A 15,878-nucleotide genomic window follows, 5' to 3' on the forward strand; every position below is an offset into this window, starting at 1 on the left:
GAAATACAAATCAAGGGTTTTCAAAAATATGGAGAGAACTTTTAAATATATTAACTCGATGGATTCAAATACAACTAACTCAGTATCAATATATAACAAAAATCATCGGGTAGAGTAATAGTCCAATTACTGGTATTATTTTAACAATTAACAACTAATTATTTGAAAATTGTCGCTCCTTCCCTCAATACTATCTATCGCTCAAATAGGGTGGGTTGTCTGGTCTTATAAGGTGGTTGTCGTTTTTGTTTACATAATTACCCTCAAAGTCAGTACATTTGAGAAATGTTTATTTAATCCAATTTTTACTACAAAAAATGAAAAAACATTTCCAACAATCTCCTTATAAATCAAAGACTAAGGTTGGTTTAGTGCTGGGTTTGCTAGCATTAGCCTTGTGTTCTTTTATTATTGCTAAACCTCAACAGGCAAGATACTTAGCACACCTTTATCCCCTTTTTCCAGTAGATAGTCTCCCCAAAGTAAAAATTCCTGATGGTGTTGACCCAAACGATGAAAACTGGAAGGGTATTGATTTAGAACCAAAGCAACCTGTACAGCCTCTTTCACCCACAGATGAAGCCGCACGTTTTCTTTTGCCCCCTGGCTACCATATTCAACCCATTCTTACAGAACCTGCTATTCAACAACCAGGAGCGATTGCCTTTGATGGTAATGGAAGGATGTATGTCTTAGAGCTACGGTCGTATATGTTGGATGCAGACTCTAAAAATGAATTGGAACCTACTAGCAGGATTTCGAGATGGGAAGATAAAAACAACGATGGCATCTATGAAAGTGGAACTACTTTTATTGACCATCTAATTTTTCCTCGTTTTGTATTGCCGTATGGAAAAGATTGTATCTTGACGATGGAATCTGATGCAGACAACGTCTATAAATACACAGATACTAACGGCGATGGCAAAGCGGATAAAAAAGAACTTTTCACTACTAAATACGGGCGTTCGGGCAATGTTGAACATCAACAAGCTTTTATGTATTATGGGATGGATAATTGGTTGTATAGTACTGTCAATGCTTTCCGTGTAAGAGAAACACCGAATGGCGTAATTAGAGAAAAAACTGGTTATAACAGGGCTCAATGGGGTGTTACGCAAGATGACGATGGGAAATTATGGTTTCAAGGCGGGGCAAGTGGCTTACCTTCATATTTCCAATTTCCTATTCATTATGGAAACTTTGAAGTACCGAATGAGTTTGCAAAAGGCTTTGATGTTCCTTGGGGTGCTGCCGTAAAAGTAGCCGATATGCAAGGAGGAATGGACGAAATCAGACAACCAGATGGCTCGTTGAACAGGGTAACAGGTTCGGCTGGTAATGATATTTTCCGTGGCGACCGCCTTCCAGAAAATATCAAAGGACAATATTTTTATGGTGAGCCTGTGGCAAGAATAGTAAGACAAATCAACCCAGTGGTTACTGAGGGACTCACTACGCTACACAATGTGTATCAAGAGCAAAAAACTGAATTCATTCGTTCTACAGACCCACTATTCAGACCTGTTGACATGGCAACCGCTCCCGACGGTACGATGTACATTGTAGATATGTATCATGGCATTATTCAAGAAGGGCAATGGACTCAAAAAGGTTCTTATTTACGAACAAAAATTGAACAATATCAATTAGATAAAGTAATAGGCTTGGGCAGAATTTGGCGAATTACTTATGACGGCAAGGAGCGAGATAAGAACCAACCTAAAATGTTGAACGAAGCATCAGCGTTATTAGTAAAACATTTGGAACACCCCAACGGCTGGCGACGTGATGCTGCTCAACAATTATTAGTATTAAAAAAAGACCTTTCTGTAGTGCCTGCTTTAAATACAATGGCGCTTACTCATAAAAATGTACTGGCAAGAATTCATGCTTTATGGACATTAGAAGGATTGGGAGCATTAAAAACAAGTGTAGTTCAAAAACTCTTGAAAGATCCTTCACCTCGTATTCGTATTCAAGCATTGCGTGCTAGTGAATCGCTCTATAAAGCAGGAGATAAAAGTCTGGAAGCAAATTATGTTACTAGCTTAAGCGACCCAAATACTGATGTAGTAATACAAGCAATGATGACGGCTAAAGTATTGAAATTGCCCGATTTAGAAAATGTCATAAAATTGGCGATGGAAAAAAATAAAGCCGAAGGGGTAAAATTAGTAGGAAAGCAAATTATGTCACCTCCCAAATCTACCAATATGGGATCTTTTGGTGCATCAAGCCTCAGTAAAGAACATCAAGAAGTTGTAGCTAGAGGGGCAGTGATTTACAATGAATTATGTTCGCAATGTCATGGTAATAATGGAATGGGCACACCTGCAGGAGCAGGTAAATTAATGGCTCCCGCCTTAGCAGGTTCCCTTCGTATTCAGTCGCATCCAGAATATGCCCTCAGGGTAATATTGCATGGAATGGAAGGTTCAATTGATGGCAAAACGTATACTGCTGGCGTGATGGCAAGCATGAAAGACCAATCTGATGAATGGGTAGCAGATGTAGTTTCGTACATTAGAAATGGGTTGTCAAATGATGCCTCCGTGGTTAGTCCACAGCAAGTAGCTTTGATACGAGCAAAAACTTCAGGACAAAAAACAATGTATCAATTTGATAAACTACTTAAACAAATTCCTAAAGAAATTTTGCCTCAGGATGGCCTAAAAATAACGGCAAGCCATACCGCATCTACACGCATTGGCGGAAATATTTCGCCCCTAAGTGCATTCACTTATGAGGGCTGGTCTACGGGTATCACTCAGGAAAAAGGAATGTGGTATCAAATTGAATTTCCTACGGCTATTAATGTAACAGAAGTAAGATTTAATGCTCCATCAAATATCAAAAAAGGTTGGCAATATAAGCCTAATACGATACCCCCTTATATTCAAATTTATCCAAGAGAATATACCCTTGAAACATCTACGGATGGAATAAATTGGCAAGAAAATATCCCAGTAATAAAAGGGAATGAGGGCGAAAATATTATTCCGTTGAATACGAATAAGACTAAGTTTTTGCGCCTAACATTAAATACAAGCATTGCGAAAGATGGCGATAATATTCCGTGGTCGATGAGACAATTCAAAGTATATGGACAATAGGTAATACAGTTTTGTATATGATTATCAATAAAAATATTTAATGGTATTTAACTACTTCATAACATGAAAAAAGAAAACAATTTATCGGTATCTCGTCGTCAATTCTTAGGAACAACTGCAATTATTGGAGCAGCAGTATTAGGAGGCAATAAACTATGGGGAGCACCTGCTATCATTAAGCATTTGAACAAACCGAATTCATTCATCAACGGCGTACAGATTGGCGTAATTACGTATTCATTCAGAGATATGCCTGACCAAAGTGCGGAAGCGACATTGCAATATGTATTAGATTCGGGTGTAAGTGCCATTGAATTAATGGGCGACCCAGCAGAAACATTTGCAGGGAAACCTAAAAATCCTATTGATTTCCGTTCGGCCTTTCCATTAATGAGAAAAAGGAGCGAGAAAAAAGAGCTAACGGAAGATGAGCAAAAGAAACTAGCTGAAATAGATGCACAAACAAAAGCATATAATGCAGAAGTAAGTCAATGGCGACTTACGGCATCTATGGATAAATTTGAGAAAGTCCGTAAGATGTATAATGATGCAGGAGTAAAAATTTATGCTTTTAAACCTAATGCATTTGGTATACAAAACTCAGGTGCTGATATTGAATATGGCATGAAAGCAGCCAAGGCACTTGGTGCAAACCAAGTTACACTTGAACATCCCAGTAATGACGCCCATACACTAAAATTAGGAACCATTGCCCAAAAATATGGTATCAAGGTAGGCTATCATGGTCATGAACAACAAACGCCAACTTTTTGGGATACTGCTCTAGCACAGTCACCTGCAAATGCTTTAAACATAGATTTAGGGCATTTTGTGGCAGCAGGTAATCAGAATCCTTTAGATTTTATCAAACTTAAGCATGATAAAATTGTTAGTATGCACATCAAAGATCGCCAAACACCTGCACATGGTAAAGGAAATGTAGTGTGGGGACAGGGCGATACTCCTATTGCTGAAGTATTAACGCTGATGAAAAATCAGAAATATGCCTTTCCTGCAACTGTAGAATTGGAATATCAAATACCTGAAGGTTCTTCTTCTGTCGCTGAAGTAAAAAAATGTATTGAGTATTGTAGAAAATCTTTGAGCTAATGTTCGTCTTTTGAAGAATCATAAAAATAGTTATTCGTTCATTGCGCATTTTCATTGAACGAATAACTATTTTCTTTACTTCTTATTCTTTTTGATATACTCTTACATAATCTACTTCAAAGCGACTTGGAAAAGTACTTTTGTAGGGGTCTCCACCATTATCACCACCAATTGCTAAATCTAATAACATATAGTGTGGTTGTTGAAAAGGATTAAAGCCTGTTCCATCTTTATTCACTAATTCTTTCATCAATACTTTATTTAATAACTGGTCGTCGACGTATAAAGCAATAAAATCTTTCTCCCAGTCCATACGCCATACATGAAATTGTGCGGCCCAATTAGCTCCTCCTAGCGAGTCGACAGCAAATGTATTACTATGCCACTCAGCTCGTTTGTTGGCGGACAAGCAAGCGATATTGGCAAGTAATCTCCCTCGATAAAACTCCATAATGTCTATTTCTCCATTAGCTGGCCAGTCTTTCTCAACTCCCAAAGTCCACCAAGCAGGCCATATTCCCTGACTAATATCAATACGAGCACGCATTTCAAAACGACCATATTGCCAAGATTTCTTGCCAGCGGTAATCATACAACTTGAAGAAAAATCAATCATTGGTCGGTTTTTTCTCCAATCTTTACTGCCTTCTATATAATTAGGATTAGGTCTTTGTTCACGTTTTGCTTCTATAACTAAGTATCCATTTTCACAGGTTGCATTTTGTGGTTGATACCATTGCAATTCATGATTCCGAACGAACCCTTTTTCATAAGACCAGTTGGCTGGATTGGGTTCACCATTTTTATCAAATTCATCCGACCAAGCTAGTTTATAACCATCTTTTGCCCATTTTTTTTGAATAGATATATCTTGGGCTACAGTATCAAAAACAAATAATAACGCTATTATTAATGCAAACAAATGCTTCATCATATTACAGATTTGAGGTATAAAATTCATTGATTATTATTGGTTAAAACTATCTAGTTTCCAAGTATCTTGCCACGTAATCAATGGTTTTCCTTCTTTAAACTGTATCGGTAACCAAAGGTATCTACTGTCTTTTAAGTCTTTAGGATTCCATTTGTCAGCCATAAAAATAAAGGAGTCTTTTTTCCCTACAATAGGTAGAATATACGTTGACTGCCCATTAAATGTTTTTTCTGCCAAAGGTCCATTCATAGGGTCTTCTATTAATTTCCAAGGACCAAATAACGATTTTGAAATATGCAAGCTTGCTTTGTTAGGTGCCCAACCTGTGCAACCACTCGTAATTAAATAATAGGTTCCATCTTTTTTAAAGACTGCTGGAGCCTCACGGTGACTGCTGAACAAAAGTGTATCTTCGGTAGTAGCCGAAAGATAATCATCTGTTAACTTAGTGATACGTAAGTCATAATTTTCACGGGCAGAATAAATATGGTAAGCTGTGGCATCATCATCTACATACAATGTCATGTCTCTTGACATGTGTCCATTCGGACGAAAGCTTTTTAAATACACAAAAGGACCTGTAGGTTTATCACTTATTGCTACGCCTGCTCTGGCAGCACTATAGCCCTTTTTAGGCAATTCTAGGTGAAACCACATTACATACTTTTTGGTTTTGGCATTGTATATTACCTTCGGGCGTTCTATCAAACCACCAACAGCAATTTCACTGGCAGGGTCATCAGATTTTGCCAAGGCTACTCCTTCATTTTTCCAGTTATACAAGTCCTTAGATGAATATACGCCTACTCCTTCAGATGCCGTCGTCCCTCTTTTTTCTCCATACCAATAGTATGTTTTGTTGACGTACAAAAGCCCGCCACCGTGTGCATTTATTACTTCCCCATTGTTATCATTCCAGATACTCCCTGGCTTAAATTCGTTTTGCTTGGTGCTAACACTTGTTTTTTGTGTCTGACAGCCTAATAATATAGCCACTGCCAACAACAATACATTTGCAGAAATTCTCATTGTTTATAATTGGATAAATTGTTCCCTTTTAAATAACTAGCATTGTACAAAACTATGAAGAGATTGAAGTATTATAAGGGGGGATTTTCGTCAAAAAGGAGGGAGAATCTTTAGGTATAGCGTTATATAAGTGTATTCTAGCTTAGTTCATTTTTTGAAACGAAAAATTTAACCATTCAACTGGCATTTTTTCACTTTGTAAATGAACTAAGCTATATCATACTAACTATTACTGCGGTGTTGTTTGGCATATTCGGAAGGAGGCATATTATAAATGCCTTGGAACATCTTACGAAAATACTTAATATCTTCTATTCCTACCATCATAGCTACTTCTGAAACACGTAAATTGCCTGAACTAAGTAGTTGAGCTGCACGCTTCAGGCGAATATCACGGATAAATTCTACTACCGATTGACCCGTAATGGCTTTAATTTGTCGATAAAAGGCAGATTGGCTCATTCCCATCTCTCTTACTAATATCTGTACATTAAAATCTGAATCACTCAGATTATTCTCGATAATTGCCATTGCTTTCTCTAAAAGCTGTTTGGTTTCATCTGGAATATCTACTTGCGTAGGTTCTAGCAACAATTTTCGTTGATAATACTCCCTGAGTTGTAACCTGCTTTGAAGCATCGTTACAATTTTAGCTGTAAAAATCAATGGATTAAATGGCTTGGCCATGTATTCATCCGCACCAGTCTCTAGTCCTTCTAATTCATGTACTGCAGCCACCCTTGCAGTTAGGAGCATTACAGGGATATGACTAGTTTTAGGATGTTGTTTGATTTTTCGACATAGTTCTAACCCATCACTCCTTGGCATCATTACATCACTAATTACTAAATCAGGTAATAGTTGTAAGGTTTTTCCCCACCCATCTAAGCCATCTACTGCCGTAAAAACCTCATAATTTATTTCGCAGAGCTGTTGCAAATACAAACGCAGTTCTTCATTGTCTTCTACAATCAATATTCGAGTGGTACTTGGGATTTTTATCGAAACTTTTTCAGCTTCTGGACGCTCGACGTCAACTAGATTAGTATTTACTGTAACTTTTTGGGGTTCTAATACTTCATTTTGAATTTCATGTATTGCTAAATGTGCTTTCCCAAAAGGTAGTTTTAACTGAAAGGTTGTGCCCTCTCCTACTTGGCTTTGCACAGATACTTCTCCTGAATGTGCTTCCACAAATTGTTTCACTAGGGATAAACCTATCCCAGTTCCCATGATTTTCATGGTTTCTGTATGCGATGCTTGAAAATAGGGGTCAAATATTTTATCAACTTCATCAGTCTTCATCCCTATACCCCAATCCTGCACTTTAATTTCTAAATAATTATCCTTTAGCTTTTTCTGGTCAAACACCGCCCCTTCATCTGGTGAGCCTATTACAGATACTTGTATTCTTATTTTACCACCTTCGGGCGTGTATTTAAAGGAATTCGACAATAAATTGGTCAGGATGATTTCTAACTTACTCCAATCAAAATACATATTGATTGGCTCTTTGGGCATGCTGATGGCATAATCAAAATAGCATTCATCCGCTTTTAATTTAAAAATCAAGAATATTTCTTGAATAAAATGCAAGATATTTCCTTGGGTTGCACGCAGAGAAACGTGTCCCGATTCTACTTTCCTGAATTCTAATAATTGATTTACCAGTTCTAATAGTTTCCGTGTTTGTTGGTGCATTAGTACGACCTTATCCTTCATTTTAGATTCTACGGATACCAATTCTTCCATAGGCCCTAAAATTAGGGTAAGCGGAGTACGTAGTTCGTGGGATACATTCGTAAAAAAGCTTAGCTTTAAGTCTGTGATTTCTTTCTCTTTTTCAGCCTTGAATTTTTCTAAAGCTATGGCATTTTTCAAGGCTTGCCTTGCTAAGCTAGCCCTACGATAGACGATAAAAGCTGATACTATCAAAAGGCTATATAACGTATAAGCCCACCACGTTTTGTACCAAGGTGGTAATACCATTATTTTTAAAATAGCTGGTTTTTTAGACCATTGTCCTTCACCATTATAGGCTTTTATTTCCAATACATAGTCTCCAGCTGAAAGGTTAGAAAAACTTGCTGTTCGCTGATTGGCAGTCGTATAAACCCAGTTTTTATTATAACCTTTTAATCTATATGCATAAATATTTTTTTGGGGGTTATTGTAATTCAGCCCAACGAATCCAATCGAGAAATCATTTTCTCTATCTTTTACGGTAATATTTTGGGTTTGTTCCAAAGGCTTCTCAAGCACTACTCTTCCGTTTATCTCTTCTCCTACTTGTACAGGTTTATTATATATCCGAAAATTAGTTAACCGTACTACCGAAGGATTGGCGTTAGGGCGAATTTCCTTTGGATTGAAATAAGTGAGCCCTCTAATACCTCCAAAATACAGTAAGCCTTCGGCATCTCTGGTAGCAGCACCTACTTTAAAGGAATTACTTTGTAAGCCATCACCTACATCATAGTGTAACCATTGCCCTTTTTGTGTATTATAACGCAATAATCCATCTCCACCTATCCATAAGTTTCCCTCAGCATCATCCTGTAAGCTTTCTATATTCGGATAGGGTATGTTTATTCTTTGTACAATGTCTTCTCCTTCCGCATTTGTCGAAATTTTGTTTAATCCTGCGCCAATTGTACCTACCCACACATTCCCTAATTTATCTTTCAGTGTGGGCCATGCATAATTTCCACTTAGGCTATTTTTATTATTTCTATCATAACTAAAGTGTTTTAATAAACCAATACCTTCTTGCTTCACTTGTATTTTCCATAATCCTATGTCTCGTGTACTTGCCCATAAAACATCCTTAGTTTTATCATACATCAGAAAAGTAAATGCGTTGGTTTTTAAGGGATTTTTATCTCCCCAATAATGCTCTAATAACTTCCCTTCTTTATTTAAACGTATAAGTCCTAGTTCAAAAGTAGCCAGCCAAATAGTACCGAAACGGTCTTCGATGATGCTTTCTATACTGGTATTATAAAGGGTTAAATCTTTATCTATTTGTATAAATCGTTCAGACTTATCTCCATTGAGTTTTATTAAACCCAAATACCTTGTTCCAGCCCATAAAGTACCGTCGTTGTTTTGATAAAAAGCAGAAACATCTACACCTGTTGCATCAGCTGGCAGGTCTCTACTCAAAAAGTTCTGGTAAGTCCTTGTGTTAAAATCATACCTCGAAAACCCGTTGCGAGTACCTATCCAAAGCCAGTTTTTGACAACATCCTTATGAATACAGTTGATATAATTATTAGGCAACGTAGGATGTTGCGAGAACTGACGCTGTAAGTTATAAAATGGTTTTCTACGCAAATTGACCCTGTTGAGTCCCCCGGCCGAGGCTGCCAACCAAATATTTTGATTATTGTCTTCAAAAACTTGGTGAACTCTCCCTGAATTGATACTGTTTTGGTCCCCATCTAAAGGTAAAAACGTAGTAGGCTTATCGATGTCAATTGGTATAGTATTAGCAAGTATGGGCGTTTTTGCTGGCCAGAAACGTAAACCATAATTAGTGCCAACCCAAAGCTGATTGAAAGAGTCAAGATAAATGCATTCAATCTGTGACAGGTTTCCCATCATAGTTTCACTACTTTTAGCGGTTAGCCTTTGGGCTTTGCTAATCCATAAAAGTTGGTCGTAAGTAGCCACCCATAAATTCCCATGAAAATCAATATGTATTGTTCTTATATAGTTCCCTTCTAGTGCCGCACGTCGAATCGTCGACCCTTTGGGCGAAACATACCAAAGGCCTTCTGCACGAGTAGCAATCCAAACGAAACCTTCTTTATCACAAATAATGCTTGCTACTTTATACGCTGTTTTTTGATTGATAACAATGTGCTGAACACTTTCAAGCTGGTCATCATCATTTACTTTAAGGACAAATATTCCATTTCTACTTGTCCCTACCCAAATACGCCCTAATGAATCCGACGCAATTGAAACAACATTGGTTACTCTCAGTTGTTTTATTAAATCTTGATTAATAGCAGGATTGGCTTGTTGTGTTACATTAATTACTTTGTCGTGTTTTACATCTAACAAATTTACGCCTGCACTTTCGGCACCAATCCATAAACGACCTTTTGCATCTACATGTAAAGTATGGATACGATTGCTAGGTAATCCATTATCAGGATTCACAGGCATATCGTATTTCTTGAGTTCATAACCATCATAACGGCTGATACCATTATTGGTACCCGTCCATATAAATCCTGATTTATCTTGAACTACAAACATAGCATCACTATGAGGTAGTCCGTCATTTACAGTAAGGTGTTCAAATCGAAATTTAGCAGTATTTGATTGTGCCAAGCTGAGGCTTGGTATGATGATAATTACTAGAAAAATATATTTTAAATGCCCCTTCATAAATAAGTATTTAATTCAACAATATTAAAAAAGGTATTACATGATTAAGTACAATGTTCACATACCTTCTTAATACAAGTACAACAAAGTTTGTCATACAAAAGGGAATAACAAAAGGTTTTCATCAAATCAGCGCGAAATTATTTATTCGCATGCCAATTGACAATTGCAGACTATTTGATTGGCTTATCTATGCATTAGGGCATGTATTTAAAAACTACCCTGTTTTATTTCTCGAAATTAAAGAAATAGCCCATCAACAATCTTTAGGTGTGATTTTCACCCCCTTTTTATACGAAAAAAGCACCCTATTCGCTTAATTCTATTAATTAGTTTTGCATTATTCAAATTTAATATTTGATAAAATGTAGTTAAAACTCCATTCCTTTTTTTCTATGTGCATTATTAATAACGATTGCCAAAATTCAAAAAAACAAAACTATGATAAAATTTTTACGTAAGCGCTGTCTTTATTGGTATCCTTTCTGTAGGATTGCTCTAACGGCAACATTCGTGTTTAACGCTTTGTTTATGATTGCCCAGTCGACTGAAAACAAAACGACTAATGTTGGATTATTTTCACCCGTAGTAATTGATGAAAACGAAGAGCCCCTAGCAAACATTAGTATCAGCAACAAAACCAATGGTTTAAAAGCAAATACAGATGCAGCGGGTTTGGCAACTATCAGTGCTAAGAAAGGTGATAAGCTAGAAATTTTTGCATCGGGTATTAAAATTCAGGATTACATCGTTGGTGACAAACTTTCACCTTTGATTATCCTAAGTACTAAGAACCCAGCAGTACTTCGTTCAAAACCTCTCCGTAGGTTGTTTAATACTAGCGTACAAAATGATTTAACGGCTACTTCTTCTCAAGCTGTCTTCAACAGTGACTTGCAGAAATCAGCAGTAACTTCGGTATTAAGTACTTTGCCCGGTAGATTAGCAGGACTTGCTACTAATCAGTTTACTGGTCAGCCTGGAAGCGATGGCACGAGTGTTTCATTACGAAACCAAGGTCCTTTGGTAATTATTGATGGTATCCCTCGCCAACTTACAGTTTTTGATCTTGAGGAAATCGAATCAATTACTGTATTAAAAGATGCCCTATCAACCGCCATGATGGGTGTCCGTGGTTCTGATGGAGCATTGGTAATTACCACTCGCAAGGGTAATCCTAACAACGCCAGAATGTCGTTTACTGCACAAACTGCTATTCAACAACCTCTCCGTTTTCCAAAGGCGCTAAATTCGTACAACTATGCTACCTTGTATAACGAGGCTTTGAAAAATGATGGACTAGCGCCAGTTTATTCGGAACAAACATTACAAGGTTATTTATCAGGTTCTGATAAGTATCTGTACCCTGATGTAAATTGGAGAGATCAAGTATTAAACTCCTCTTCAAGACAAGACCGCTATACTTTTAGTGCAACTGGAGGAAATAGTTTCTCTAAATACTTTGTATCGTTCGACCACATCAATCAAACGGGTTTATTGAAAGAAAGCGACATCAATGCCTACAATACCAACAATAATTTTAAATCATACACTATTCGTTCAAATGTAGATTTACAATTAAACCCTAAGTTATCGGGTGGTATTTATTTACTTGGAAGAATTTTGAATGGTAATGATGCGGGTGTTGGAACGAATTCTATTCTTTCGGGTCTCATGAACACGCCCAACAATGCATACCCTGTATATAACCCGAACAATTCTTACGGGGGTAGTCAGCAATTTCAAAACAACCTTTGGGCTCAAACTGTTGGCTCAGGCTATCAGCAAAACTTCAAAAGAGACATGTTAGCTGACTTCTACCTAAAAAGAACTTTAGATGAAGTAACTCAAGGACTATGGGTTAGGGCTACAGGCTCCTATTATGCTACCCTTTCTGAAAACATTGATCGTAGTAAAAAATTTGCCGTTTTCCAAAGAAATATATCCCCATCAGGTCAAGAAAGTTATCAGCAATTTGGTGCAAACAGTGACCAAAGTAATGGAAATGGAATTGAATTTCAAGGACGCTCAGACTATTTGGAATTAAGTATGGGGTATGACCGTACTTTTAATAAACATGGCTTCACAGGCCTCCTTTTGGCAAATCGCCAGAATTCAGTAACAGGTTCTGATTTACCTTTAACCTTTACAGGAACGTCGGGACGATTCAGTTATAACTACTCGAAAAAGTACATTGTTGAAATGGCTTTCGGATTGAATGGTTCGAACCGTTATCCTGAGGGAGGTACTACAAAATATGGTTTCTTCCCATCAGTTGGTTTAGCATGGAATGCTACTGAAGAAGATTTCTTAAAATCACAAGATTGGCTTTCATACTTAAAAGTATTTGGTTCGTATGGTAAAACGGGTGATGATAACCCAGGTTACTTTTCGTACATCCAAACTTACTTTGATAGCAACAGTGCTTTCTTCGGTACTGGTGCTGGCTCAAACACCTCTATTACTGAACAACCATTAGCTAACCCGAACATTACTTGGGAAAAAGCTAATAAATTGAACGTAGGTATTCAAGGAGCCGTATTTAATCATCAATTGGGCTTTACTGTTGAATACTATCGTATGAAATATTATGATTTGTTGATGCAACGTGGACATAATACTGCTATGCTGGGAAATACTTATCCGAATGAAAATATCGGACAAAATCAATACTCAGGGGTAGATGTTCAACTTGCTTGGCAAAAAAGCATCAAAAATATAAGTGTTTATGCAAGTGTAAACGCTGGTATTCAATCATCAAAAGTATTATACATTGATGAAGTAAACCAGCCATTCTCATGGATGCGACGCACTGGTCAGCCTGTCGGACAAGCATTTGGATACGTAGCAGATGGTTTATTCCAAAGCACTGCAGAAGCTACTAGCGCGCCGAGTATAATTGGTTATACACCACAAGCGGGTGACATTAAGTACAAAGACTTGAATGGTGATGGTCTTATTAATCAATTAGACCAAGCTCCTATTGGTAACCAAAGTCCTCTGATTCCTTTTGGCGCTAATCTTGGATTCCACTGGAAAGCATTTGATTTTTCAGCATTGTTTCAAGGTGCAATAAACAGAAATATCTACTTACAAGGTAACACAACATGGAGCTCTACATGGCCATTTCAAAATGGAGGTTTTGGACAAGCTTTCGAAAAACACTTAGATCGCTGGACGCCAACTAACCCTGATGCTTCGTTCCCACGTGTATGGGTTGGTACTAATATTTACAATCAAGCTACTTCATCATACTGGATGCGTTCAGGAGACTATGTACGTTTGAAAAATATTGAATTGGGCTATACTTTACCTGCTAAACTATTAGGTAAAATCAAAGTAAGCTCGATACGTGTGTTTGCAAATGCTATCAATTTGTTGACTTTCAACAACGACAAAACGATTGACCCTGAGAGTTACCAAAGTAATTATCCTGTTCAACGACTTATCAATTTTGGGGTGAATTTAAAGCTGTAGGCTGTGAGGTATAGGATATCATTGAATAAATGAAGTCTTATAAATCACCAATTTCCTAAATACTAAAAAAGATGAATAAAAAACTATATACAAGCCTTCTTTTATTGGTTTTGTCAATGTCTTGGACAGCCTGTGAAAGAGTTGAAACTGAGCCTCGTGACTGGATTAAAGAAGATTTAGTTTGGGATCAGCAAGATAAAAATGCCACATTAGCGGTTTTCTTCCTGAACGATATTTATAATTATATCCCTAATGGGTTTAATCGTATTGGTAGAGCTAACAATGCTAACAATGGTGATTTCCTTGATGCTGGTGCAGGTGATGCTATTCCATCAAGAACCAACCGTGCTGTAGAATACTATACAAACGGTATCATCAGTGTGTTAAACAACCCTGACCCTTATTGGGGTAATAGCTATGCAGGGATTAGAAGAGTAAATATATTCTTGGCCAATATTGATAAAGTACCCGCTACGCCAGCTAGTATTGCTACTTGGAAAGCTGAAGCAAGATATATCAGAGCCCACCTTTATTTTGAATTATTAAAGAGATATGGTGGTGTCCCTTTGATTGCTGATAAGGTTTTCACGATTGAAGATAACCTATCTCTCCCAAGAAATACTTTTGAAGAATGTGTAAACTATATCAAAACAGAATGTGATGCAATAAAAGGAAGCTTAACACCTGAGCCTGTTTCAGATAACAACTGGGGACGTATTCCTAGAGGAGCTGCTATTGCTTTAAAATCACGTTTGTTATTGTATGCTGCAAGTCCCCTTTTCAATGGTGGTGGTGTAAGTACCAACCCAAGCCTAAAAACTTTGAATGGTTATGCAAGTTATGACGTTGCTCGTTGGCAAAGTGCTTTAGATGCGGCTAATGAGTTGATAAACCTTAACTACTACGCTTTACAGGCTTCGTACAATAATATTTTTGTAGTAAAGAAAAACACAGAAATTATTCTTGCTAAACAAGTTGCGAACAATACTGACATTGAGAGTTTTAATGCACCAATTGGTTATGGTTCTCCGGCGGCTAGTCAAGGGCTTACAAGTCCTACTCAGAATTTGGTAGATGCCTTCCCGATGAATAATGGGTTAGATATTAGTAATCCTCTTTCTGGATATTCGGCACAAGCTCCTTATCTCAACCGTGATCCACGTTTGGCTTTAACGGTATTTTTTAACGGACAAACATGGTTAAAACGTAATGTAGAGACTTTTGAGGGAGGTAAGGATAAGCCAGGAGGTAATTTAGTCCAAACTAGAACGGGCTATTATCTTAGAAAATTTATGGCTGATTTTGCCACTAATACTACTTACACCAATCAGAGTCATAACTTCCCTATATTCCGTTATGCTGAAATTTTATTAAATGCGGCTGAGGCACTTAATGAGCTAGACAAAACGGAAGATGCAGTAAAGAGGGTAATAGACATCCGTAAAAGAGCTGGGATAAAAGCAGGAACGGATAATCGCTACGGGATAAAAGCTTCGATTTCGAAGGATGAATTAAGAACATTGATTCAGAACGAACGTAGAATAGAATTAGCTTTTGAAGAACATAGATTCTGGGATTTACGTCGCTGGAAAATCGGAGAAACTGCTTTAAGTGGTGCTTTGATGGGTATGAAAATTACCACTAAAACAGATGGTACGTTCAATTATTCGCCTGTACAAATTGGTAATATGGTTTTTACGAAGAGACTATACTATATGCCACTTCCTTATGACGAAACCTTGAAAAACCCAAGTTTAATCCAAAACGAAGGTTGGTAAAATGACACAAGCAATAGCTTATGAAATCATGAA

At 37.3% G+C, this 15,878-nt stretch carries 7 protein-coding genes; 4 read left to right on the forward strand and 3 right to left on the reverse strand.

The features are described 5' to 3' along the window. Window positions 1-317 precede the first annotated feature (317 nt). Both VB264_RS08860 and VB264_RS08865 read left to right on the forward strand, forming a co-directional pair. Window positions 318-3,116 (forward strand): DUF7133 domain-containing protein, encoded by a 2,799-nt coding sequence (locus VB264_RS08860; RefSeq protein WP_323248585.1) that lies wholly within the window; start codon window positions 318-320, stop codon window positions 3,114-3,116. Between the two features lie 63 nt (window positions 3,117-3,179). After that, complete coding sequence (locus VB264_RS08865; protein ID WP_323248587.1) at window positions 3,180-4,226, forward strand: sugar phosphate isomerase/epimerase family protein; 1,047 nt, start codon at window positions 3,180-3,182, stop codon at window positions 4,224-4,226. A gap of 82 nt (window positions 4,227-4,308) precedes the next feature. On the opposite strand, the gene VB264_RS08870 is transcribed toward VB264_RS08865, so the two are convergent. From VB264_RS08870 to VB264_RS08880, 3 genes are all read right to left on the reverse strand, one after another. Beyond that, complete coding sequence (locus VB264_RS08870) at window positions 4,309-5,187, reverse strand: glycoside hydrolase family 16 protein (RefSeq protein WP_323248589.1); 879 nt, start codon at window positions 5,185-5,187, stop codon at window positions 4,309-4,311. Window positions 5,188-5,193: 6 nt separating this feature from the next. Then, window positions 5,194-6,189 (reverse strand): glycoside hydrolase family 43 protein, encoded by a 996-nt coding sequence (locus VB264_RS08875; RefSeq protein WP_323248591.1) that lies wholly within the window; start codon window positions 6,187-6,189, stop codon window positions 5,194-5,196. A gap of 222 nt (window positions 6,190-6,411) precedes the next feature. Continuing rightward, window positions 6,412-10,590, reverse strand: coding sequence for a two-component regulator propeller domain-containing protein (locus VB264_RS08880; RefSeq protein WP_323248593.1), 4,179 nt, complete (start codon window positions 10,588-10,590; stop codon window positions 6,412-6,414). 441 nt (window positions 10,591-11,031) lie between these two features. Between VB264_RS08880 and VB264_RS08885 the strand changes: the two genes are divergently transcribed. Beyond that, window positions 11,032-14,067: a SusC/RagA family TonB-linked outer membrane protein gene (locus tag VB264_RS08885; RefSeq protein WP_323248595.1), complete on the forward strand. Its 3,036-nt coding sequence runs from the start codon at window positions 11,032-11,034 to the stop codon at window positions 14,065-14,067. A 71-nt stretch (window positions 14,068-14,138) separates the two neighbouring features. Then, complete coding sequence (locus VB264_RS08890) at window positions 14,139-15,845, forward strand: RagB/SusD family nutrient uptake outer membrane protein (protein ID WP_323248597.1); 1,707 nt, start codon at window positions 14,139-14,141, stop codon at window positions 15,843-15,845. Window positions 15,846-15,878: the final 33 nt, after the last annotated feature.

Source organism: Arcicella aquatica (assembly GCF_034928825.1).
Taxonomy (GTDB): domain Bacteria; phylum Bacteroidota; class Bacteroidia; order Cytophagales; family Spirosomataceae; genus Arcicella; species Arcicella aquatica.

Bases quoted from the DNA above. Each gene is read 5' to 3' on its own strand.
- VB264_RS08865 (WP_323248587.1), top strand. From the start codon at position 3,180: ATGAAAAAAGAAAACAATTTATCGGTATCTCGTCGTCAATTCTTAGGA.
- VB264_RS08870 (WP_323248589.1), bottom strand. From the start codon at position 5,187: ATGAATTTTATACCTCAAATCTGTAATATGATGAAGCATTTGTTTGCA.
- VB264_RS08880 (WP_323248593.1), bottom strand. From the start codon at position 10,590: ATGAAGGGGCATTTAAAATATATTTTTCTAGTAATTATCATCATACCA.
- VB264_RS08890 (WP_323248597.1), top strand. From the start codon at position 14,139: ATGAATAAAAAACTATATACAAGCCTTCTTTTATTGGTTTTGTCAATG.
- VB264_RS08860 (WP_323248585.1), top strand. From the start codon at position 318: ATGAAAAAACATTTCCAACAATCTCCTTATAAATCAAAGACTAAGGTT.
- VB264_RS08885 (WP_323248595.1), top strand. From the start codon at position 11,032: ATGATAAAATTTTTACGTAAGCGCTGTCTTTATTGGTATCCTTTCTGT.
- VB264_RS08875 (WP_323248591.1), bottom strand. From the start codon at position 6,189: ATGAGAATTTCTGCAAATGTATTGTTGTTGGCAGTGGCTATATTATTA.